A 22,827-nucleotide genomic window follows, 5' to 3' on the forward strand; every position below is an offset into this window, starting at 1 on the left:
GCAGGTATGACAGACAGGAAGACCCGGCGTACCGGTTCATCGCTGCGGGACAGGGTTGACCGCGAGCGCCCCATCGGCAGTTTCGCCTCATTGAAGGTGGAACTGAGCGTCCTGATCATCATTTCGACCGCCATCGCCTTCGTCATGGCCTGGTTCCTGCTCAAGATGAAGTGGAGCGGATGGATTGCCATGCCCCTGACCCTGATTGTGGCGCTGGGCATCACCTACTTCTTCTCCCGCGGGCTGACGGCCCCCTTGCGGCAGATGCGGGACGCGGCCGAAGCCATGGCCGCCGGCGACTACACGGTCCGGGTCCATGCCAGCGCCTCCAGTCGTGACGAGGTTGGGCTTCTGGCCGTATCCTTCAACGAGATGGCCGAGGAACTCCAGCATGCCGACCAGATGCGACGGGACATGGTGGCAAATGTCAGCCATGAGCTCCGGACCCCGGTCTCGGCACTTCAGGCCATGGTGGAGAACATGGCGGACGGGGTGACCGAGCCGACACCGGCCAACCTGGAAGGAATCCTGGACCAGGCCCACCGCCTTTCCGATCTGATCGCCTTCCTTCTTGACCTCTCACGGATGGAGGCCGGGGCGGCCAGCCTGCAAATCGAGAACTTCGACTTTGCCGATTTCATCGATGAGACCGTTGAGCCTCTGATCATCGCCGATGCCGGGCACGCCCACGACATCCAGGTGGATTTGGAAGAGGGAATCACCATGGAAGGAGACCAGGACCGACTCCGCCAGCTCTTCACCAACATCATATCGAACGCCCTGAAGCACTCGGCTGACGGGACCACCGTCCTGGTGCAGGCCCATGAAGATCGCGAGAACGGGAACGTGGTAGCCAACGTGATCAACTTCGGATCACAGATACCACCCGAGGCCCGCACAGACATCTTCCGACGGTTCGTCAAGGGGAAGGCAGGCCCGGGAACCGAATCAGGAGGAACCGGCCTGGGTCTTTCCATCGCGCGGTGGGCGGCCCAGCTCCACGGCGGTCAGGTGCAGGTGGTGGATGACCCGAGAGGGGTCGATTTCGAAATCACCCTGCCCAAGTACCACATCGAGCAGGACTAGAACGAGCAGTCCCTCTCCTCCGCGCGGTCCGACGGCAGGAAGGACACCTCCCCATCCGACTCGCCACATTGACGCGGCCCCCCATCTCGACACATAATAGAGTCGAACATTTGTTCGATTGCATATGAGTCGAGGTGCGTTCATGTCCAGGTCATCCAGCCCGTCCCGCCTGTCGAACACGCTACTTGCAGGGGCCTGTAAGGTCGACGCCCTGTCCTCCTTCGGCGGCCGCCCCATCCCGGTACCCGTGGCCCTTGAAGCCGTCCATGCCGGCTTTCCCTCGGTGGCGCAGGACTATTTCAACGGGGATTTCAGCTTCGACCAGAACGTCATCATCCACCCCAGTTCCACCTACATCATCCACGTAGCAGGCGAGTCCATGACCGGGGCCGGCATCTTCGACGGGGATCTCCTGGTGGTGGACAGATCCCTGGAGCCTCGCCAGGACGATATCGTCATCGCCATCCTCGATGACGAAATGCTGGTCAAACGCCTGGTCCGGCAGGACGGACACACCATCCTCCACGCCGAGAACCCCTCCTATCCCGATTTCATCCCCCGGGACGGTGAGTGCCTGGTCATCTGGGGGGTGGTTACCGGCAATTACCACTGGCAGCGGGTAGATTCAACCGGAGGGTTCGATACCCAACCCCTCCCCCAGGTCACCTATCCAGGCAGGCGGGAATCGCCTGTGGGGCAGGAGGGCCGGACCACCTCCGAACAGCAGGGCACGACCAAGAGGAAGACCAGCCACTTCCAGCCCGCCTATCCCACCGCCGAGTGGGGGCACCATGCCTGAGCAACAGAACGACCGCCCCTCGGCAATCCAGGGAGAAGAGGCCGCCCTGACACCACGAGTGGTTCTGGCGGACGCCAATTCCTTCTATGCCTCCTGCGAGAAGGTCTTCGACCCCTCCCTGGAAGGCCGGCCTGTGGTGGTGCTTTCCAATAATGACGGTTGCGTGGTGGCCCGGAACCGGGAGGCCAAGCAGTTGGGCATCGCCAACGGGACCCCCTGGTTCAAAATCCGCGACCAGGCCACACACGACGGAGTGGTCGCGCGGAGTTCCAACTATGAGCTCTACGCCAGCCTCTCCCAGCGCATGATGGGGGTCATGGCCCGGTTTCTGCCCAACCAGGAGATATACTCCATCGACGAGTGCTTCATGACCAGCATCTGGAACGACCAGCGGACCGGTCAAATCTGCCGGGACCTGCATGACGCGGTCCTGCGGTCGACCGGCATACCCGTCAGCGTGGGGGTGGCTCCCACCAAGACCCTGGCCAAGGTTGCCAACCACTGGGCCAAGACCCATCCCAGCATTGATGGTGTGACCCTCTGGGACCAGATCGAGGCCGAGTATGGGGACCGTGCCCTGGCCTCCGTCCCCATCGATCAGGTCTGGGGAGTGGGGCACAAACTGACCAGAAAGCTGATGAGCATGGGAATCGTCACCGCCTTGGATCTGCGCGATGCCGACCCGGTCTTGATCAGACGACGATTCTCCGTCATGGTCCAGCGCACGGCACTGGAACTGCGCGGGACGGCCTGCATCGAGGACGGTGCTGATGCCAACAAGGGTATACGGACCGATCAGATCCTGTGCTCGCGGATGTTCTCGCACCCGGTGGAGGGATACACGTCGCTGGCCCAGGCCCTGAGCATATACGCCCAGAAAGCCTGCCACAGGCTGCACCGGCAACACAGCCTCTGCTCCAAGGTGAAGGTGTTCTGCTCGACCAGCCCCTACGCCCCCCAGCAGTTCTCAGCAATCAGCAGGACCGTCGACCTGGAGGATCCCAGTGATGACCCCCTGGTCATCTCCAGGGCCGCCAGCCAGGCCATCAAGGGACACGTGGACCCCCATGCCTATTACATCAGGGCCGGCGTGGTTCTTCTGGAGCTGAGTGATGCCAGAAGTTTCCAAACGCTGGAAGGGTTGGACGCAGCCCGTGACACCCACGAGTTGGGAGACATCATGGAAGCAGCATCGCGGCGCTTCGGCCCCTTCCGGGTAGGGGTCGGATACGGAGGCATCCGGGGTCATGGCCGACACGATGACGATACCGGAGCCACCTGGTCCATGAACCGTCGCGTCCTCTCCCCCAGATCCACCACCCGATGGGATGAAATGGCCGTGGCCTACGCCCGCTGAATCTCCGAATCAACCCTGGTCCGTGGCGGCAAGGGTCAGACATGTAAGGGGGAAGCCACCAGCCAGGGTCAGGGCACGGGCGCACTGCCGGATTGTCGAACCCGTCGTAACGATGTCATCAATGACCAGGATCGGATGCCCCGCCACTGATGAGGCATCCCTGACCACAATACGCCCCGAGACCCTACTGGCACGCTCCGAACGACCTCCTGCCCCTACGGACTTCCCACGGATGTCATGCATGGTCAGGACCGGTGTCGATACCGACGGGAAACCTGCATCCATCAGAGTCCGGGCCACTGCCGCAGCCACAGGATTCAGATGCGCTCGCCCACGCCTTCTCAACGACCGTGGGGTCGAGGGGGCAGGGACGACCAGAATCGGCGTACCGTTCGTGCCGGACGGCAGACCGGCACGAAAACGTCCACCTGCCAGCAGTCGCCCCGTCAACAGGGAAATGGCATGACCCAGCGGGCGGTCCAAGGCCCGGTCATCATGGTCCTTCCAAGCCAGGATGGCTCGCCTCACCGGCCCCCTATAGGCACCGCACGCAAGGGCTCGCCCCAGGACATAGGAGGGGGCCTCGGAAAAGACCGGCTTGGTCAACAGTCGGGCACAATCGGGACAGAGCAGGGCGTCGGGCCGATCGCAACCGGCACAGCCCCTGGGCAGAAGAAGCCCTGTCAATTCCCCGATAACCCTCTTGGTCAGGGAAGAACCCCTTGTTGCAGCACGAGATAAACGCATGCACTCAGGCAAGCATCACCCTTCCAGGGTGGAGGCCATAAGGAGAAGATGTGCGTCAGCGTGCCAGACGAGGCTCCAGGGTCCGTATCAGTTCCAAGGTGTCGGCAGGATTGTCCACTTTGGCAGCCAAGGTGCCCGCAAGTGCCGCCGGGTAGTCATTCCCATCAGGATCCATGCGATCACCCACGAAAAGAATCCGGTCGACCTGGACCCCCAGAATCTCGGCCAGGGTCGAAACCGCGTAGGCCTTGTCAATTCCCTTGGCCGAGATATCGACACTGGTGGACCCACCGGAGCGAACCTGCAGATGGGGTAGATCCGCCGCAACAGCCGCTGCCAGGCGGTCCTTACGTTTGTTGTCCGGGTCCCAGGCCTCCTTGGCTCCGACCGGAGCCTCCTGACCCAGGGCCGAGAAGGTAATCTGACTCCCCCGGTCCTCGATCCGTGGCCCCCAGGTCTCTTCTTCCCAATCGCCCAACTCCCGGGCATGCTTCTCCAGGGACGTGGCGGCGGCCTTGCGGTCCTCATCACTCAGGTCATGGGCATACACCTGGTCCCAGTCGTCGCCTTTCCACCGGTAGTATCTGGTACCACTGGTCGGCATGAGGTGAAGCTGGGTCCTGTCGGTGTCCTCGGGCAGGGCGGCCAGGACCTGGTTCCTGAACTGGAGGAAACGCCCGCCGGAGATGATGGCCACGGGGCGCAGGTGGGTCAGAGCGGCAAAATGACGAGCCATGGCCTCATCCATCCTGGTCTTCGACAGGGCCAGGGTGTTGTCCAGATCGAAGGCAAGTACGTCGGCCTTGCCGGAAACCACATCCAGGTCCATATCGCGCCACCCCGGCACCTTGATATCACCGTCACCTGCTGCCATGGATCCTCCTTGCATCGCAATCGATTCAGCCAATGGTACAGAACACCCTGAGACCATGCCTCCCGACCCACCGACAGCTATGGTAGGAATTATGACCCATGAGCTGCCGCCCTGGCATCGAGCCGTCTACCGCAACACCCACGGACGTGGCGTCCGCAGGCCGACCTTTGGTACCCGATTGCCCAGATATCGCACCAGGTGCGGGGTATTCGACGATTTGGTAGCCGCGCAAATCCGCAGACTCAGCGCGGGCTGGCCCGAACTGGTCAGATCCGTCCAGTTCGGCGTCGAGGATGTGCCGCCTTCCGACCCGACACCGTGGGATGGGACCTCCGGGGTATATTCCCGGTCCTTCCCTGCGGGCAGGGGCGTGCCACCCAGGATCATCCTCTACCGGATGCCCATCCAACATCAGACCAGAAATCGCATGGAGCTGGAGCTCATCATCAGGGACGAGCTGGTTCAGCAACTAGCCGAGCTGTATGGCCGTTCACCCGAGCAAATCGACCCCATGTGGGGCAAGTGAGCTCAGGGAAGGATCGCCGAATCGGGACCGGCATGGATGACGGCTGTTCGCGGCATGAGGGCTGTCGGCATCACGGATGCCAAACCGACCAGTCCCGCCTCCCTGACCTTATCCACCTCGATACGGGCGTTCCATATAACCTGCTCGGCCTCATCCATTCGAACGGCTGCGGTGTCGGCACCCAGGTCTTCAGGGGCGAAGTCCTCGGCCTTGGATGGATCCAGAACGACCTCCTTATAGCCAGTCTTTTTCCCCGTCTTGTCAAATCCTGTAAGGGAAACGGAGGCCTGCTTCTGCGAACCGTTGACCAGAGTAAGTCGTCCCTTGGTGTTTTCAGGTACGGTCAAGGCGCCTGATACGGCCGCTTCACCCGGATTGAGAATGGCGAAGTCCGATTGATCCTTCTCCGAGTCGCCTTGGATCTTTACCACGGCGTTGATCGGCTCATCCGCGGTGATACGCAGGGCCGTCTTGCCTTCGGGCACCTCGCCCAGGTCGATGGCCGCGGTCCGTCCTGCCTCAAGTTTCCGATCATCGGATCCCTGACCTCCCTGGCCATCCAGCCAGGTCAACTTCAGCGACGTGTTCTTCTCGGACCGGGCCAGGAGAAGAACCTTGTCGGCTCCACGGACCCCGGGAATAATCAAGTCCCTGCTGGCTGCCTCCAATGCAGTCGCATAATCGGAGCCACGCGATTCAAGACCACTCATGGCGCTGATGGTAACCATCAGCGCCACCGGAGCCTGGGAGCTGGTGGCGGTGACATAGATTCCATCCTGGTCAGGTGCCGCCGCGGACAGATTGAAGGAGGCATGACCACCAGGAGCCACCGTCATCATGTTGCCGTTCGCCAGATTCATCCTGGACCCCGATGCTGAGCCGTGGATGGAGATGGTGACCTTGGTTGCCTTGGATGAGGGGTTGTATGCAACCAGTTGCTGGGTCCATCCCTGCTTGGTAGAGGGAAGAAGGAAGGATGACTCCATGGCAGCATCCGGGCATCGCAGTCCCTGCACCCCCTTGAAGTCACCCTCGGTCGCCCAGGAGACCATGGAAGCCGTACTCCCCGCACCCGACTCCACCTTGTACAGGTTGGATGTGAAAGTCAGGGCCTCCGACCCCACATCGTGGGAGCCCACCATGGCCTTCTCCCCGTCCAGAGGGTCGGGATCGGACAGGGTCTTGGACTGCCCTTCGCCCATGGGTGAAATTCTTGAGGTCAGAACAGAACCGAAGGAGCCCATCATGGCTGAAGCGGACAAGTCTCCTTCGGATGCGCGGAACTGCTCATCACCAACCTTTTCGGCGTCATCCAGGCTCATCCTGGCCGGGCAGTATGAGGTGATGGTCCTTTGACTCACCTCGTGGGTCTTGGTGGACGTGGCATCGGTCTTGTCCACTATGAAGGAGGGCAGACGGAAAAAGACGAGACAGGCCACCAGGGCCACGACAATCAGGATGGAAAACCCGCCCAGAGACAGTCTCCAGAGACTTCCTCGACCAGCTGGCTTCTTGGTTTCCTTGCTCATCACTGCTCCTGTCCTGAACTACGACGATGCGGCAGGGCCACCAGGCAGTATGCGACCAGGGCCAGCCCCAGCGTCCAAAGCCATGCCGTTCGCCAGGGCGAATCCGCCACAGCTTGGTATGCCGACATGTCGACACCATGCTTGCTCGAGGTATTGAGGGTCAACCTGAAGTAGGTTCCCTGGGCGTTGCTCACCACCTGCTGGGTCCCGTCACTGGCCGTGATATTGGAGACCAGGTTCTCGTTGGGGGTGGTGGCCCCGCCTGTTGATCCACCGGCATCGCTGGGTACGTATATGCCTCCGTAGCCCAGTCCGTCGATGGTCTCAATGGCCGACGAGTCGGCACTGACAATCAGGGAAGCGCCGGCCGAGGACAGCCCCTCCGTCGCTGGATCCAGACTGCCGGCGACCGCCTGGGCCCTGGCCGCCGGCGACACGTCAATCAGGTCGCCCCGGAATGTCCGCATGGACCCATACATGACCTGGTTTTGCCCTGGGGCGGAGAGAACCAGAACGCGGTGGTTGTCCGCCTTGGAGAGATAGTCCACAGCCACCATGGGCAGACCGTCACTGTCCGCGCGAATGGCGGACTCATGCCCTCCCGCGCGACTTCCCAGCGCCAAGGCAGCCATAACAGCCACCAGAGCAAGAGTAAGGAGTCCACGTCCCACCCGAACCAGGACAAGAGTCACGGTGGATCCGGGATTCATATCAGAGCCATCTTCAATGGCCCTGATGCCGGATTCACCTGTGCGCCAGATGGAAACCCCCTCGTGCTTGTCCCCGCGGACGGCCAGTGAGTGGAAGGGTTTGACAGCCCCGCCTGCAACCAGACAGATACAGGCCATCAGGGACAGAAGAACAAGAAGGAGACCGGGCAGGGGGGACCCCGCTACAGGACCTGTCTGATCCAGACTGACGGTGATGGATGAAGACACCATGGCCAACATCACCCCGATCAGAGCCATGGCCCACATCATCCTGGACGCGCGAACGACCGCAGGCAGGAAAAGGGAGATAAAGGCCAGGAGGACCAGCACCAGCAAGGCTCCCATAAGAATCAACCCCTGCCAGTCTCCGCTATGGAGCCAACCCAACCATCCCTGCGATACGTCCAGGTCCAGAATTCTGGCCACCATATCACCCAGGTTGTCGGATCGGGGCTGGCCTTGGGTCAGCGAGGAGGGGACGGTCACGTCACCGAAGAGCTGACGCCAGAGTCCATCGTGGAAGTGACGGACCAGGTTGACCAGGGTCGGGGCCAGGGCCAGGGCCGAAGGAATCGGAATGAGCATCAGCATGGCCTTGTGCCGGGGAACCACGCAAAACACGATGATGAAAATCGGAATCAGAGCCAGGAGGAGCTGGGGCTCAGCAAGGATGACCGGCACGAAGCAGATAGCAGCCAGGGCCGCATCCTGTATGGAGGCGTGAGGTGTGGAGGGTGATTCCGTTCTATAGAGGCCCACGGCCTTGAAAACGAAGGCGAAAGCGACAGGCATAAAGGCCAGAACCGTCAATATAGGAAGGTTGACCGACTCCACAACCCCCAGGGCTAGCGACAGGCAGGACCAGAGCAGGCCAACGGCCACACGCACTGGATTGGACCTGGTGAATATACCCGCAAGGGCCCAGAACGACAGAGCCGATAGGGGCACCTCCACCAAGAGCATCAGCCCCATGGCCCAGGCGACATGGCCGCCGGTCAGGGCGGTGAAGGCCATCAGCACAAGCAGGAACGGAGTGGGAGCCGCAGGCATACCGGTTCCACCACCCCATGTCCACGAGGTAGTGGCAGACGAGACCAGCTGATTCCAATCGGCTCCGGAGGAGAGCATGGTCTTCGAATATATGGACCCACCGGAAAACACGGCCTGGCAGGTGGACCAGTTGGTGGCCAGGAGGACGAGCAGGACCAGAACCGTCATGCCCAGGGCCCATACCGTTCGTCTGGCCCGTTGCTTCTTCAGGTGAGCCAGGGCCAGGTGTCCGATCAGGGGGTGATCCAGTTGGTCGCGGAAAGCCTGCTGCCGCTGATGCCACTGCCGCACCTGCTGGCGATTGGCCTGGAGGACATCAAGGTGATTCAGACCCGTGACACTGACCGAGCTGAGTCTACGGCGCATCATGACGCTGGAGCGCAGATGCCCCAGAAGTCTCCAGGGGGCGCACAGATGGCAGAGAGCCGTGTACGGGCGCTTGTCGATAAGGCTTGCAATCGCGAACCAGACAGCCGCAAGCAGTCTCCATATCCAGACAGGAAGCCACCAGATCGAGGGGAAGTCCGTAAGGAGATAGCGCTCGCTGGCATCAATCGTAGCCATGGAGGCATCTGCTGGGTTCTCCGGATCAATCGGTCGTCCTGCCCTATCTCGCAGACCACGGTACCGAGCCTGCGCATGGGCGACCCTGGCCTCCGGGACCACCACGACCCTCCCCCCGGACAGGCAGATTCTCCGGCATAGGTCGTCAGACTGTCCGAAGGTGCCCGACCAACGTTCCAACCCCCTCAGATTCTTCAGGGTCTCCAGGGGCACCAGGGAACCGGCCAGACTCACCGAGAAGACATCCTGCCGGGAATCGTACTGCTCCTGGTCGGGCTCCTGATCGACGACCAGCCCGACAGTCGAGTGCCCGTAAGCATATCGGCCGACATCCTGGAGGCCTTCGCCCTCCCAGTTGAACTGCTTGGCTCCGAGAATCGAAACCGTGGGAGACCTGTGCCAGGACTCAATCAGGGTCTCCAGACAGTTGGGGTCCATAGGCCTGGAATCGTCATGCAGAAGCCAAAGTCCACGCGTAATCTGCGGAAGACGGGCATATCCGAGGGCCTTGCCAATGGCATCACCGAAAGACGAGGCTCCCTTTGCCCTGACCACCTGGACCTCAACGGTGCAGGGATCGCGGGATCCGACAATCTGGCGATCGGTCAGCCGCGGTCTGAGGACCTGGAACTCGGAATACAGGGGCTCAACGGTGGAACCGGAGCAATCGGCAATGATGATGACCCCCGGCAGGACGGTCTGCGCAACCAGCTCGGCAAGCGTATCGGAAAGGTAGGTGAGGTCCTGCTCAACCGTCACCAGGGCCGCAACCGAGGAATCCACCTCCTGGGTGGTGTCGGCCGGTCGGCCGTCTATGACAGAAGCGAGGACCTGCTTGATATCCAATGCCTGAGGCGGGACAGAACTCATAGGCTCCAGTGTACGCAAGCCCCGGCACACACCGACTCAGCCGCGTGGAACCGGCGATTCGGTCTGCTCACTGATGACGCGTCCGCTTCTTGTAGCGACGGCGTTCGCGCTCGCTCATACCTCCCCAGATGCCGAAACGTTCATCGTGGTCTATAGCCCACTCAAGGCACTGTTTGCGGACGGTGCAATCTGCGCAGACCTTTTTGGCCTCCTGAGTGGATCCCCCCTTGCCAGGGAAGAAGGCCTCAGGATCCGTCTGGGCACAGAGCGCATCGCTGCGCCAGGACATGGAGTTGTTGGACTCCAACCACTCAATCAACGGCTGCACGCGCTGCCCAACTACTCCGTTATATCGAGTGTCTATAAAACCACTCATAGCGACCCCCCAGTCCCTAATGTGTCATTGCACACCTTAATTAGAAACTCTGGGTGGACCTTTGTCAAGCGCCACAAGGCTTTTCGGACTTTGTGGAACTGATAACCGATTATCGGCAACCACCTTCCTCGCAGAGGCTAATGCAAGCATATTTATTGTTTTTGTCAATCGCTTTATCTCAAATGGTTCCGGGATTCCCGCTTTTTAGGAGAATCAAAATTCTCTTATGGTTTCGGGAAGGTTCGCTCTGGGCAGAGGAAAACGTCTTGGATTCCCATACGTCCCGGTATAGGTGAGGGATTCGGGGGTATGCGAGGAAGACATCCACCCTCGCCACGCCAAGGTCTACAATTTGAACAGTTCGGATAGGCATGACCAAGCAGGCGGAACCCCCCTGCGGGCTTGCTGGATAGCAGCCAATGAGGAAGGCATATCATTGACGACCAAAAGCAATCAGGCGCAATCGCCCAACGTCAAGGCAGGCAAAGGCAACAAGCCCCGGCACAGCCTTGGGTACCGCACCAATCACCGAGTGCGTTCAGCCGTCTGCATGACACTGGCCTTCATTCTCTGCTTCGTGGCTTCGACCATTGCCGCCTTCTGGATCGATCTCAACGGCAGGCTCACCGTTGTTCCCCAAGTTGCGTCGAAGAACCAGCACAAGGCGCCCGAAGACATCTATAAAGGCAAGACCCTGAACATCCTGCTCCTGGGGCAGGATAGCCGAGACGGCGAGGGCAATGCGGCAATAGGTGGGGCCACAGACGATCTGGAAGGCAACCACCAGTCGGATACCGCCCTGGTCGTGCAGATTTCCGCCGATAGGACCTACGCCAATGTGGTCTCCATTCCCAGGGACTCCATCGTGAACGCACCCAGCTGCACCACCAGCAAGGGCGAGACCATACCAGCTCGTTACAAGGTCATGTTCAACTCCATCTTCGCCGACGGGTACTCCCAAGGCGGCGATGTGGAATCGGCAGCCAACTGCACACTGACGGCGGTCCGGTCCCTGACCGGGCTGGACATCGACCAATTCGTCGTCGCCGATTTCAATGGGTTCAAGTCCATTATCGATGCCTTGGGAGGAGTTGATGTCTGCATTCCCGTCAGGACCTACGACGAGACCACCGGTATCGACCTGCAACGGGGACTGCACCATTTGGATGGCACCCAGGCCACAGAGTATGCCAGGATGCGCCACGATACCGGCAGCGACGGCTCGGACATCATGAGGACCACCCGCCAGCAGTACCTGATCAAGACCCTCGCAAACGAGGCACGCAAAGTCGATATATTCTCCGACCTGCCCAAGGCCTACCGGTTGGTCACCACCTCTCTTTCCGCCCTGCAGATCAGCAGTGGCCTGGGCGACTTCCAGACCCTTCTTGGACTGGGTGACTCTTTGAAGGACCTGCAGCCCTCAAACATCTACGCCCGTACCCTGCCAGTGGAACCCTGGTCCCAGGATATTAACCGGGTCGTCTGGACGGATGAGGCCGACACCGTATGGAAAACCCTCAGGGAGGGCAAGCCACTCAACGGCAGCACCGACAGCGACCAGCAGAGCCAGCAGACAGCAAGCCAGGACCAGCAGACCCAGTCAACCCAGTCCGCCACCCCCGACACTGCAGCCGACGCTTCTCAGGACGCCCCGACAACCCCGGCCCCCGATCCCCTTACAGGTCTGATTACCATGCCCGATAAGACTCTGATTGATCCCGATACCGGAGGCATCGTCAATCCAAAGGACGGGACCATCAAGGACAAGGTGACCGGGCAGTACATAGGCATGGCAGACCGGTACCTCTTCGCAACGGTCTGTGCCGTTCCCGCGCAGAAATAGTGTCCGTGACCCACGCTCATATCCGTCAGTGGTATTCATGACCTAGTTGGGATAGATGAGTAGGACAAGGGATTAAGGTATGCAACCAGGACCAGATGAAAGCCGACACCCGCAGGAGCCACCGAGTTTCATGCCGTACGGTCATGGTCAGTCGCATCGCAGGCAGGCGGCTCCAACGTCGGCGGGATCCCAGATGCCCCCCAGCTTCTCACCTTCTTCACGGACCTCCTCGCCCAAGTCGACCTCCACTATCGGCACAAGAGCCAATCAGACAGGTGGGTCTGCATCTCCTGCACGCAGAACGGCAGGCTCCTCGCGGAAAACACCGGCCAAGCCCACTTCGACATCCAGACCCTCCCGGCAAGTATCTCCCGCCGCCTCTCCTCATAAACAGGCATCGATATCATCCGCAACCGTGGTCAGGAAGCGTCATCGAGGCCTGCGTATCACAGCGGCCACCCTGGTCATCCTCCTACTGCTGCTCATGGCACTGGCAGGCAGTTGTTGGTTCTGGATCAACGGCAAGCTGAACCATGGTGAAATGCTGACCAATATGCCAGGCTCACAGGCCTCCACCTGGCTTATCCTAGGGTCCGACCAGCGAGATGGAACACCTGGGGCAGGAGAAGACGGGGAAATCACAGGGTTCAGGACGGACACCATCCTGGTTTTGACCAAGCCCCGGCACGGAGCAGCCTCCCTCATCTCGGTCCCCAGGGATTCCCTGGTCAAGCAGGACGGAGAGGCGATGAAAATCAATGCTCTCGCCTATACATCCGGATACAAGTCCCTGACGGCGCACATCGAAGAGATCACCGGGAACAAAATCGACCACGTGGCCATCATCAAGTTCGGCGGCCTGCGGGGACTCGTCGATGCCATGGGCGGAGTTGAGCTCTGCTATGACGACAGCGTCGACGACCCCAACTCAGGAATGGTATGGACCCCCGGTTGCCATCTCGCTGATGGAGGTGCCGCCCTGGCCTTTTCCAGGATGCGGTACTCGGACCCCAAAGGCGACTTCGGCAGGGCCGAACGCCAGCGGCAGGTGATAGGAGCCATATCCAAAAAGGTGATGAAACCATCTGTTGCGCTCAACCCATCCTCAGCCAACAAGGTCATTGATGCCGGCCTCGATGCCATTGTCGTGGACGAAAAGTCCAATGCCTGGACCCTCTTCAGAATGGTCATGGCCTTCCGCGACGCTACAGGCGAAGGCGGTATCAGCGGCAGTCTCTACTGGACCGATCCTGACTATTACCCCGGTGGAATCGGCTCCACGGTCCTCCTGGACGACGCACGCAATACCAGCCTCTTCCAGGAGCTGGAGCAAGGGTCACACGCTCCTGGCCAGGTCGGGGGAATGTAAGCCCCTCCATTCCACCCCTCTTTATCCAGGGCATGGGGACACACTCGACCACATGAAGCGCCCCTGACTGACATACATCAGGCGGTCAGTCATTCTTCACAGTATGAAGAACCTCGAGGATTCAAATGGGGAACAGTCGGAAAGGACGGGGAAGCTCCGTCCATCCGCTGACACCTTCCTGACTGTGCTGGCCCAATGCACCCCTCTTCTGGCCCAGACAGCCCTGCTCTGGTACATGATTGCTCAAGGGCGATGGGGGTTCCTTGCCCTCCTCTTACCGGGTTTGGCAGGCAATCTTGCCCTGTGCATCCTTACCCTGCTGAGATCACAATCGACCGCCAAACGCAGGCAAGGCCAGAGGTACTCCCCCGGATCACGCACTCACGATGTCCTTGAGCTTGAATCGACCTATGCGGATATGACGGCTCTGGCCTCTTTGGATCTGCCGCGCCTTGAGTCCAAGCTCTTCGACAACAATCCCCGCCCAACCGGCAAGGGGCAGCACTGGCAGTCCATCGTCCACACTTGGCTGTCATCCTTGGAGGGGGCCACTTCCTACCAGGCCATGATCGGGTGCGGGACACGCGAGGACTTTCTGATTGACCTGGCAGCGGATGGCCCCCATGCCCTGGTGGCCGGAACCACCGGCTCGGGAAAGTCCGTCTTTCTCCAGACCTGGTGCCTGTCCCTGGCATGCAGCATTCCACCCAGCAGACTGAACGTGGTGCTGCTGGATTTCAAGGGTGGCTCCGGGTTCAATCTCCTTGCAGGGCTCCCCCACACGGTCGGCTGTGTCAACGACCTTGACCTCGAACAGGCCGTCCGATCCCTGGCTGGAATCCGGAAAGAGCTGAAACGCAGGGAGACTCTGGTGGCCCGGGAGGGCGTTGCGGATGTTAAGGAACTGGTCTCACCTCCTCCCCGCCTTCTGGTTGTGATTGATGAGTTCCAGGCCCTCCGTCAGCAATTGCCCGACTACCAGGATGACCTGGTCAGATTGGCTTCACAAGGACGGTCCCTCGGCATGAACCTGATTGCATGCACCCAGCAGACAATGGGTCAGGTCAGCGCCCAGATGAGGGCCAACATGAATCTCGGCATCTGTCTGCGAGTCCGCGATCCGGTGCAGTCCAAGGAACTTCTGGGCTCCGCCTGTGCGGCCCATATCAGCTCCACCAACCCTGGACAGGGTTTCTGCGAAGGTGGAGATGGAATCAGAGCCTTCAGGACCTGTCAGGCGGACAATCCAGGTGGATTGGTGGCGCAAATAGCCAAAGCGGCCTCTTTCTGCGGATTCAGACCTGCGCCTCCCCTCTTCTCCACTCCCCTGCCCGACACCGAGCGGAATGGAGTGCGGGGCGCCGGATACGGAACTCGTGCAACATTTCAGAACGGGCACCCACTGGTTCCCATCGGATGGCTGGATGACGGGGTGTTACTTCATACCTGCAGGATGCCGATTATCGGCAACACAGCACTAATCGGCCCGATGGGGCGGGGGAAGACAACCCTCATCGGAGCACTGACCCAGCGCCTCCTTCGCCTGTTGGAAGAGATGGGATCCAAACCGGGAGATCTGTCGAAGACTACCTGTATTCCTGATTCCTTTGATTTGCGCCTGTCCTTCCGGAAAGGTGATGCATATTCCAGCCTCGACCTGCACACCAGGCGGAGGCAATCGGTTTCATCATCCGACCCCTCCCGATTGCCATCACCCTCTGGGTCGGAGCCGTCCCTCAGAAATGCCTTATCCGGTCAAGCGACTTCATCCGCCGGAGCATCTTCGTCCCCCGAGAAAAGCGAGGAACCTTATGAGGGTCTGATATGGCTGATTGACGATGCCCAGGACCTTCTCGACCCTATGAGCAGACAGCCCCTGGCAGGACAGGTGAACAAGGCCCTGTCCATGGACGGGGTGGCGGTGATCCTGGCCGTGGATTCCGCTGCTGCCATACGACGACCGGAGCGTTTCAGACAACGCCTGGTGTTCCCCTTTGGCGAACGAAGCGTGGATATGGCCTGCGGCATACCTTCCGCCTCCCTCGACGGCCCGGGCCGCCCAGTCTGCACCATTCCGGGTCGGGGGCTCTTCATGTCACCCGGTCAGGCTCTTCCCATTCAGTGTTTTCCCAGTGATTCCTTGGGAAATAACCCTTGAAAAATATCCCGTTTCGTGCTTATCTTGCATACAGAAAAACAAGTGAGTCCAGTGGAACGACTTGGAGGAACAGGTAAATGAGTAATGCGTTTGATTGGCGTGCAAAAGCCGCTTGCCGCGATAAGGATCCGGAGCTCTTTTTCCCGGTTGGCAATACCGGTGCCGCCTATCAGCAGATCGAAGAGGCGAAGGCCGTTTGCCGCTCCTGCAAGGTGATTGATGCCTGCCTCAAGTGTGCACTGGATACCAACCAGGATTATGGTGTCTGGGGAGGCCTGAGTGAGGATGAGCGCAGGGCATTGAAGCGCAGGGCCATGCGGGCACGGCGTTCTCAGGCCATGCAGATGCAGTCCTGATTCAGGCTCTGTACCTGCCCCATCGGCAGGCGGATCTTATCAATAAGAAGAGGCCACGGGTTGAACCCCGTGGCCTCTTCGCTTTCCTATGACCTGTCAGACATCCTGCGCCACGCGGAGCTTGATGTTGATGACGGCCCGGGTTCCCCCATCGCGTCGGGGCTCCCAACGGACCGTACCTCCAAAGTCGTTGGTAACGAAGGTGTTGATGATCTGCGTGCCCAGACCGGACCCGCTGGACTTGGCCCTGCCCTCGTCGGACTCGGTGCTGTAACCGTTACCATCGTCCTCGACGACCACATTCAGGTTGTTGCCGCCCCTTCCCACGGAAATCGTGATATGGCCCTCCGTGCGCCCCTCGAACCCATGCTCGACGGCATTGTTGACCAGCTCGGTCAGGACCAGGGAGAGCGGAGTGGCATCCTGGGCAGGCATCATGCCGAACTTGCCTACGTATGAAATGGAGATGTGCTGGTCGCTCGTAGTGGCCAGATCGACACTCATCTTGAGGAGGTTGGATATGACCTTGTCGAAGTCCACAATCTCATCAGCGGTCTGGCTGAGCCCCTCATGAACCACGGCGATGGTCTGCACACGGCGCTGGGCCTCCTCCAGCTCCTTTCGGACCTCGTCGGACTTGGTTCGCCGGGCCTGAAGCCTCAGCAAGGCCGAAACAGCCTGTAGGTTGTTCTTGACCCTGTGGTGGATTTCCGAGATGGTCGCGTCCTTGGTCTGAAGTTCCTTCTCACGTCTGCGCAACTCGGTCACATCCCTGCACAGGACGATGGACCCGATCCTGCCGTGCCGCCCGTAAAGAGGGAGGGAACGCATGGAAACAGCCGAACCGTTGGCGTCCAGCTCCGAGTCCACTGCGGCCTTACCGCTCAGCACCAGGGGCAGCGAATCGGGGACGGGATCGTTCTTATGCAGGAGGGAGGTACCGATTTCACTCAGATACTGCCCTGTCATGGTGTCGACGGAGCCAAGCCTACGGAAACAGCTGATGGCGTTCGGTGAGGCGTATCGGACTATACCCCCGGCCGTCAGCACAAAGAACCCGTCCGCAACCCTGGCGTTATGGCGTTGGTTGAGGACCGAGTCCGAATAGGGGAACTCCCCCCGGGTTATCATCTCGAAGAGTTCCTTGCCGGCGTTGATGCTCTCACTCTCGTACCGCCCGTTGGACTCCCTGGTGGCCATGTTGGTCTCCCGGACCACCAGTCCCAGGGTTTTCCCCTTGTGACGGATGGGGGCATAGACATCGCAGACCGTGGCCTTGCCGAAAGTGCTCAGTTTATTCGAACGCAGCACCCCCTTGGATTTCATGGCCTGCTCCAGCTCCTCCTGCCGATCCTCAGGAGGCACAGTGCCGACAACGTCCTCTGTTCGCAAGGACATGACCGTGGACGGTCTGCACTGTTCGGCCACCTTGAATGTACCGCCCTTGGTCCGCAGTACAAGCAGGAGGTCGGCAAAGCTCAAATCGGCAATGACCTGCCAGTCCGCCACCAGATGGTGGAGCCACTCCCGATCCTCCTCGTCGCAATCATCACATGAAGCCAGAATCTCCGAAAAATCAGCCATATCCAACATCATAGCCTCTGACCTCAGCGGCCCACGCAGGTCTTCTCCAAGCAGGAAGGCCCCGCTTATGACACCCTGGAAAGCAGGTATGGGGGTAGGCTGGATTGCAGCCGTCACAGCCGGAGACGAACCTGGACTAGCCAGGCGACCCGGGCTCGCAATACTCTTGAAGGAGACCCATGGCAGGCAAGGCAACAAGGGACCAGCAACGCGGGTCCACTCCGGTCTCCGAATCCTCGAACACCGAACAGAACCCCGATCTGGACCTCAGAAGGAGCAAACGCCGCCAGGAGCTGATATACCTGCGCAAGGATGCTGATCTGGCCCACGAGGCACACATGCAGGCCAAGGCGGATGCCATACGAGCAAAAGGCAGGGAAAAGGCGGCCAGAATCATGGCCAAGGCCGAAGCCAAGGCTGCCAAAATCGAGGGATTCCCAAGCGAGGAGATTGAGCGGAAGGTCAGGCTGGATGTTCACGGCCGCCCCAAGCCCCTCCTGCGAGGCTGGATCCATGCCGTTGCCGCTCCCCTGGCGCTGGCGGCCGGCATCGTCCTGATCTGCCTGGGCCGGGGTCTGCCCATGAAACTGGCCTGCACCGTCTTCATGGTCTCTTCGCTGGCCCTTTTCGGCAATTCCGCCCTCTACCATCTGGGCGATTGGTCACCAGCAGTCACCGATGTCCTGCGACGGTTCGACCACGTCAATATATTCCTCCTGATTGCAGGCACCTATACTCCCGTCGCCTTTGCCTTGGACACCTTCTGGAGGCGGACCATCATCATTGGCATGTGGTCGGCAACCCTGGTCGCCATGGTGGTCCACGTTTTCTGGATCAATGCCCCTCGCTGGCTGTACACCCTTGTCTACGTGGTTTTCGGAGTTTCGGGGGTCTTCTTCCTGGGACTCTTCTGGCAGTCCCCTGTCGCCGGACCTCCCGTAGTCTGGTTGATTGTAGCTGGAGGCGCGGCCTACATCCTGGGAGCCATTGCCTACGGTCTGCGTCGACCTGACCCCTGGCCCCGCGTTTTCGGGTTCCATGAGATATTCCACTGCGGAACCGTCATCGGGTACGTCTGCCACACCGTAGCCATCTTCCTGGTGGTCTGTAACCTGCGCTAAGCCGTATGACCAGTCCGGTATGGGATGGTCCGAGTCATAAGAAAGGCGCCCGGCTTAATCGGCCGAGGCGCCTGGATTCTTCCTTACAGGAGCGCTCCTCCCGGATTCCTCACTACTTGAGAGGCTTGGCCTCCTTGACGGTAACCGAGATGTCCTTGCCGTTGGGAGCCTTGTAGCTGACCGTATCGCCCTCCTTGGCACCAAGAATGGCTGCTCCAATCGGAGACTCGGGGCTGATTACGTCATACTCCGTGGCCACGGCCAGGTCACGGGATCCCAGAACGTAGACCATGTCGTTTCCGGCTATGGTCAGGGTCACCAGGGAGCCGTTGCCCACCTTGCCGGACTTGGGAGCCTTGAGAATCTGTGAGTTACGGAGCTTGACGATCAGCTCGTTGATTCTGCCCTCGTTTTTCCCCTGCTCCTCACGGGCGGCCTGATAGCCGCCATTTTCACTCAAATCACCTTCGGCACGGGCTGCGGCGATTCGCTCGGTGATCTCATCTCGGTATTCACCCTGGCGGCGGTCCAGCTCCTCCTTCAGCTTGTCATAGGCGGCTTGTGTCAGCAGGATCGTTTTTTCCTCAGCCATGGTCTCCTCCTTGTGTCGATTCGCTCTTCCGGTCCAACTCGTTCACCTATACGACCGGGATATGGAAAAGGCGCCGGCCCTCACCGGCACCTTACAGATTGATGGTCATCGAGTCGATATGATGTCGATCACGAAGACCAGGGTGTCATCGCCCCCGATACCGGCCTGGGGAACACCCCTGCTGCCGTAACCGTATTCGGGCGGTATGGAAACCACCAGCCTGGAACCCACGTTGTGGCCGGGGACACTCTGGTCCCAACCGCGAATAACCTGACCGACACCGATGCCGAAGCTTGCAGGCTGGTGACGCTCAAAGCTGGAATCGAAAACCTTGTCGGTTCCCCAGATAAGCCCGTGGTAGTTGACGGTAACCGTGTCGCCCTTCCTCACAACGGGGCCGTCACCCTCCACCAATTCCACGGTTCGCAGACCTTGAGGGGCCGCCCCCTGAAACTCAACCTCGGGTGTGGCACCAAAGACGGCATTCACCTTGGGCATGGACTGGTCACTCATGACAACTCCTTTGGTTTTCGTCGCGTTCCAGAGTATCGGTTCACTGGCCTGGTCACAAGTCGGTACGTTCGTCCACCTGGTCAACGAGACCTATCCGCTTGTGCCCCGGGTGGGAATCGAACCCACATGCCAGTACAGGCGGCGGATTTTAAGTCCGATGCGTCTACCATTTCGCCACCGGGGCCAAGGACCCGTACCGTCATATCATAGCGCACAGGCGGAACAGCCTCCGCGCAACCAGACCGGTCAAGAATGCAGGAGACTACGCCCGTAATCCAGAACCAGCCCGTCCAGGAGGCCGTGTTCGCTGGCAATGTAGGCACCACCTGCCTGGACCGCTGGGCAGGCCTGGGATATCCGCTCAAGAAGACGGTCCCAGATCAATGCCCCGCCACCAATCACATCGATGCGGCCAGGGTGTATGGGACTGAGACCACGACGTTCCTGTCGGCTCATATGGAGCACTTCCTGGTTGGTTTGCCTGGCTTGGCTTACCGGTACGGTCACCCCATCAACGCGTCGGGAATCGTACTCGGTGCAGCCCAGAGCAAGGGCACTCATGGTGGTGACCGTTCCGGAGACCCCCACAAGCGTGCCTACCCCTGCAACGGGCACAGTTTCGAATGCCCGATCGATGTGGCGGTCCACATCCTCGACCGCCTGGTCAATCTGATCCTGGGCGGGCGGATCAGCGAGAAGATGGCGCTCGGTGATCCGGACCGAACCGATGTTCATGGAGTATGAGGATCCGGCCCTGTCCACCGGTGATTGATTCCCATCGCCTCCGACGACCAGTTCTGTGGATCCTCCACCCAAATCGACCACCATGTAGGGGGCTTTGGGGGTGGGTGCGGTGCGAGGGGACGACTTCAGCACACTGATAGCCCCCAGGAAACTCAGTTCGGCCTCTTCGGTACCGGAAATCACCTCGGGTCTGACACCGAGTATGGACTGTACTCCCTCTTCGAAATCGTTGCGGTTGGCCGCGTCTCTGGTGGCCGACGTGGCCACGAAACGGATACCGTCCACCTTGTACGAATCTAGCTGGTCCGCGAAGAGCCGACAGGCCCGGTAGGCCCGCTCAAGTGCCTGGTCCGCGAAGCGGTGGTTCCTGTCAACGCCCTCCCCCAGCCGTATGACCTCCATGCTCCTGGGTGCCAGGGGGTGCAAACCCTGTTCATCCACCCGCGCAATCAGCAGCCGGATGGAATTGGTACCGCAATCGACACCGGCGACAGTCACCTGATCCGTCATTTGTCCTCCCCTGTTTCCGTATGCCGCCCTGCACACAGCATCCTGACCGCTCCGATGGACGCTCTCCTGCTCATTCCTGCTCCAAGTCCGTTCCCCAGGGTCGGGCGCACCTGCAGACCATGGGGTCGAAGGCCGGCCTGATCATGGACAGGACCCGATCACCCAGAGGATTGACACCGGCCCCCATGACGAGCGATTGCCCGGTCAGCGCATGAAGGCACTTTACCCTGGTCGGCATCCCGCCGGCCGAGATTTTGCGGATATGCTCCTCGCTGTCGCCAAGCCTGAGCGCCAGGGCATGGCGGAAGTCCAGATAGGTCTGATGCGCTTGGCGGTATAGCCGTGCCAGGTCCTCATCATCGGCCAGGTCCTGGTTGAAATCGTTCATGATACCGTTGGCCTCCAAGTGGGAGACCTCTTTGACGGCCTCTGGAGAGGTCAGATACGCCGTTGTGGGGAAGGGGGTCCCGTCTGGCAGAAGAGGCCTGGTCACGACGGCCAGGGGGTTGCCACAGACACACCGCGCGCCGACGGCCACCATTCCACGAGGGTAGCGACCCAACTGGCTTTGAACCCCGGCAATCTCCTTTTCGGTTGCAGGTTGTGCCAGGATGCTGTCCACCAGGATCTCCATGGCCTCGTTCGATCCGGCCTGGACTGCTCCCACTCTCTCATCCTGCATCAGTACTCATGCTCCTTATATGTCCGAATATCCGTAAAATCGGGAAGGCCGAGACCTCACCCTGTTCTGTACGGTCCAGCATGGGACCGTTATGCAATCAGGCCAGACTCCTGAGCATAGGAACCTGGTTGCGGGCCGTCTATCGCCACCGCTCTTCAAGTTCCTTCTATCAGCAGGAATTCCGGACCGCTGGCCGACGGTACGCCTACCACTGCCTATTCACTGTCCTCATCCCACTCTTCGCTGTTCGGAGGAATGGATGAATCCTGCCCGTCCTGATTGGAATTCTGCCCGGCCTGGCCCTGGGACCTGGACTGCCCCGGGGCGGTCACCCCCTGGGCAGACGCAAGAGCATCAGGTCTCTGGTCGGCCTTCTTGAACGAGTATGCCATTTCCTGATACCAGGGCAGGGTGTTCTTGCGTGGGGCCTGAATACCCTTGTTGGTCTTGGCGCTTTGGTCATCCTGGCCGGTCACGGCTTCGGGATGAAGAACCCTGATGGCCTGTTCTCCTGGAAAGATGAATCCGAGGCGCTCCCTGGCCTGGGCTGTGACGTAGGCCTGGTCATTCCATCGCTGAATCTGGTTCTCCAGGTTCTGTTTCCTGGCCACCAACTGAGCTTCCTGGTTTTTCAGACCGTTCAGTTCGGACAGGTTGATGGCATAGGAGTGGAATGTGGCGGCAAGATGAATCAGCCCCAGGGCCATGATGATGAGAGCCAGAAAGAAGGATATGGGACCGGCCGAGCTGCGACTGGTCCGCTTCCTGTCATTCTGAGTGCCTGCGCCTTTTCGGGAGGACTTGGTTGAGTTCTTGGCCATACCTATAAAAATACCCGTGACAGCCGACTCGGGCCGCCACGGG

General features: G+C 60.2%; 20 protein-coding genes and 1 tRNA gene. 9 read left to right on the forward strand and 12 right to left on the reverse strand.

Annotated features, from left to right (window positions below; genetic code table 11):
* The first annotated feature begins 6 nt into the window (after positions 1 to 6).
* From H3V08_RS03315 to H3V08_RS03325, 3 genes are all read left to right on the forward strand, one after another.
* On the forward strand, positions 7 to 1,086 hold the full coding sequence (locus tag H3V08_RS03315) for a sensor histidine kinase (protein ID WP_045921332.1): 1,080 nt from the start codon (positions 7 to 9) through the stop codon (positions 1,084 to 1,086).
* A gap of 142 nt (positions 1,087 to 1,228) precedes the next feature.
* Positions 1,229 to 1,885 (forward strand): LexA family protein, encoded by a 657-nt coding sequence (locus tag H3V08_RS03320; RefSeq protein ID WP_198181578.1) that lies wholly within the window; start codon positions 1,229 to 1,231, stop codon positions 1,883 to 1,885.
* On the forward strand, positions 1,878 to 3,242 hold the full coding sequence (locus H3V08_RS03325) for a Y-family DNA polymerase (protein WP_198181579.1): 1,365 nt from the start codon (positions 1,878 to 1,880) through the stop codon (positions 3,240 to 3,242). The genes H3V08_RS03320 and H3V08_RS03325 overlap by 8 nt, the downstream gene beginning before the upstream one ends.
* A 9-nt stretch (positions 3,243 to 3,251) precedes the next feature.
* Here the strand turns inward: H3V08_RS03325 and H3V08_RS03330 are convergent, their stop codons facing one another.
* Both H3V08_RS03330 and H3V08_RS03335 read right to left on the reverse strand, forming a co-directional pair.
* On the reverse strand, positions 3,252 to 3,848 hold the full coding sequence (locus tag H3V08_RS03330; protein WP_198181580.1) for a ComF family protein: 597 nt from the start codon (positions 3,846 to 3,848) through the stop codon (positions 3,252 to 3,254).
* Between the two features lie 196 nt (positions 3,849 to 4,044).
* Positions 4,045 to 4,863: an HAD-IIB family hydrolase gene (locus tag H3V08_RS03335; RefSeq protein WP_045921334.1), complete on the reverse strand. Its 819-nt coding sequence runs from the start codon at positions 4,861 to 4,863 to the stop codon at positions 4,045 to 4,047.
* Between the two features lie 91 nt (positions 4,864 to 4,954).
* Here H3V08_RS03335 and H3V08_RS03340 point away from each other — a divergent pair, with 91 nt between their 5' ends.
* The gene (locus H3V08_RS03340) at positions 4,955 to 5,389 is read left to right on the forward strand and encodes a metallopeptidase family protein (RefSeq protein WP_232340102.1); all 435 of its coding nucleotides are present in this window, start codon (positions 4,955 to 4,957) and stop codon (positions 5,387 to 5,389) included.
* A gap of 2 nt (positions 5,390 to 5,391) precedes the next feature.
* On the opposite strand, the gene H3V08_RS03345 is transcribed toward H3V08_RS03340, so the two are convergent.
* The 3 genes from H3V08_RS03345 to H3V08_RS03355 all read right to left on the reverse strand — a co-directional run bounded on the left by H3V08_RS03345 (position 5,392) and on the right by H3V08_RS03355 (position 10,401).
* Positions 5,392 to 6,918, reverse strand: coding sequence for a DUF5719 family protein (locus H3V08_RS03345; protein WP_198181582.1), 1,527 nt, complete (start codon positions 6,916 to 6,918; stop codon positions 5,392 to 5,394).
* Positions 6,918 to 10,112: a glycosyltransferase family 2 protein gene (locus tag H3V08_RS03350; RefSeq protein WP_198181583.1), complete on the reverse strand. Its 3,195-nt coding sequence runs from the start codon at positions 10,110 to 10,112 to the stop codon at positions 6,918 to 6,920. Before H3V08_RS03350 ends, H3V08_RS03345 begins: the two co-directional genes overlap by 1 nt.
* Before the next feature lie 67 nt (positions 10,113 to 10,179).
* A complete protein-coding gene (locus H3V08_RS03355) occupies positions 10,180 to 10,401 on the reverse strand; it encodes a WhiB family transcriptional regulator (protein ID WP_081870414.1) in 222 nt (73 codons plus the stop codon).
* Positions 10,402 to 10,924: 523 nt separating this feature from the next.
* Between H3V08_RS03355 and H3V08_RS03360 the strand changes: the two genes are divergently transcribed.
* The 4 genes from H3V08_RS03360 (at position 10,925) to H3V08_RS03375 (ending at position 16,217) form a co-directional block, all read left to right on the forward strand.
* Entirely contained in the window at positions 10,925 to 12,334 is a 1,410-nt protein-coding gene (locus H3V08_RS03360) for an LCP family protein (RefSeq protein WP_198181584.1), read from the forward strand.
* 415 nt (positions 12,335 to 12,749) lie between these two features.
* Positions 12,750 to 13,703: an LCP family protein gene (locus H3V08_RS03365; RefSeq protein WP_332461770.1), complete on the forward strand. Its 954-nt coding sequence runs from the start codon at positions 12,750 to 12,752 to the stop codon at positions 13,701 to 13,703.
* Between the two features lie 103 nt (positions 13,704 to 13,806).
* Positions 13,807 to 15,861, forward strand: coding sequence for an FtsK/SpoIIIE domain-containing protein (locus H3V08_RS03370; protein WP_198181585.1), 2,055 nt, complete (start codon positions 13,807 to 13,809; stop codon positions 15,859 to 15,861).
* 77 nt (positions 15,862 to 15,938) lie between these two features.
* Positions 15,939 to 16,217, forward strand: coding sequence for a WhiB family transcriptional regulator (locus tag H3V08_RS03375; protein ID WP_033490224.1), 279 nt, complete (start codon positions 15,939 to 15,941; stop codon positions 16,215 to 16,217).
* Positions 16,218 to 16,313: 96 nt separating this feature from the next.
* On the opposite strand, the gene H3V08_RS03380 is transcribed toward H3V08_RS03375, so the two are convergent.
* Complete coding sequence (locus tag H3V08_RS03380) at positions 16,314 to 17,801, reverse strand: sensor histidine kinase (RefSeq protein ID WP_033490898.1); 1,488 nt, start codon at positions 17,799 to 17,801, stop codon at positions 16,314 to 16,316.
* A gap of 179 nt (positions 17,802 to 17,980) precedes the next feature.
* On the opposite strand from H3V08_RS03380, the gene trhA reads away from it, so the two are divergent.
* A complete protein-coding gene (gene trhA, locus H3V08_RS03385; protein ID WP_232340105.1) occupies positions 17,981 to 18,922 on the forward strand; it encodes a PAQR family membrane homeostasis protein TrhA in 942 nt (313 codons plus the stop codon).
* A gap of 112 nt (positions 18,923 to 19,034) precedes the next feature.
* Here trhA and H3V08_RS03390 read toward each other — a convergent pair whose 3' ends face one another.
* From H3V08_RS03390 to H3V08_RS03415, 6 genes are all read right to left on the reverse strand, one after another.
* Positions 19,035 to 19,514 carry a GreA/GreB family elongation factor gene (locus H3V08_RS03390; RefSeq protein ID WP_033490225.1) on the reverse strand — a complete coding sequence of 160 codons (480 nt, stop codon included), beginning with the start codon at positions 19,512 to 19,514 and terminating at the stop codon, positions 19,035 to 19,037.
* A 105-nt stretch (positions 19,515 to 19,619) separates the two neighbouring features.
* Complete coding sequence (locus tag H3V08_RS03395; protein ID WP_033490226.1) at positions 19,620 to 20,027, reverse strand: FKBP-type peptidyl-prolyl cis-trans isomerase; 408 nt, start codon at positions 20,025 to 20,027, stop codon at positions 19,620 to 19,622.
* 101 nt (positions 20,028 to 20,128) lie between these two features.
* Positions 20,129 to 20,211 (reverse strand) — tRNA-Leu (locus H3V08_RS03400).
* Positions 20,212 to 20,273: 62 nt separating this feature from the next.
* Positions 20,274 to 21,281, reverse strand: coding sequence for a Ppx/GppA phosphatase family protein (locus H3V08_RS03405; protein ID WP_198181586.1), 1,008 nt, complete (start codon positions 21,279 to 21,281; stop codon positions 20,274 to 20,276).
* A 70-nt stretch (positions 21,282 to 21,351) separates the two neighbouring features.
* On the reverse strand, positions 21,352 to 21,963 hold the full coding sequence (locus H3V08_RS03410) for a DUF501 domain-containing protein (protein WP_232340106.1): 612 nt from the start codon (positions 21,961 to 21,963) through the stop codon (positions 21,352 to 21,354).
* Between the two features lie 215 nt (positions 21,964 to 22,178).
* Entirely contained in the window at positions 22,179 to 22,784 is a 606-nt protein-coding gene (locus H3V08_RS03415) for an FtsB family cell division protein (RefSeq protein WP_198181587.1), read from the reverse strand.
* Between the last annotated feature and the right edge of the window lie 43 nt (positions 22,785 to 22,827).

Source organism: Bifidobacterium sp. M0307 (assembly GCF_016100445.1).
Classification (GTDB): domain Bacteria; phylum Actinomycetota; class Actinomycetes; order Actinomycetales; family Bifidobacteriaceae; genus Bombiscardovia; species Bombiscardovia coryneformis.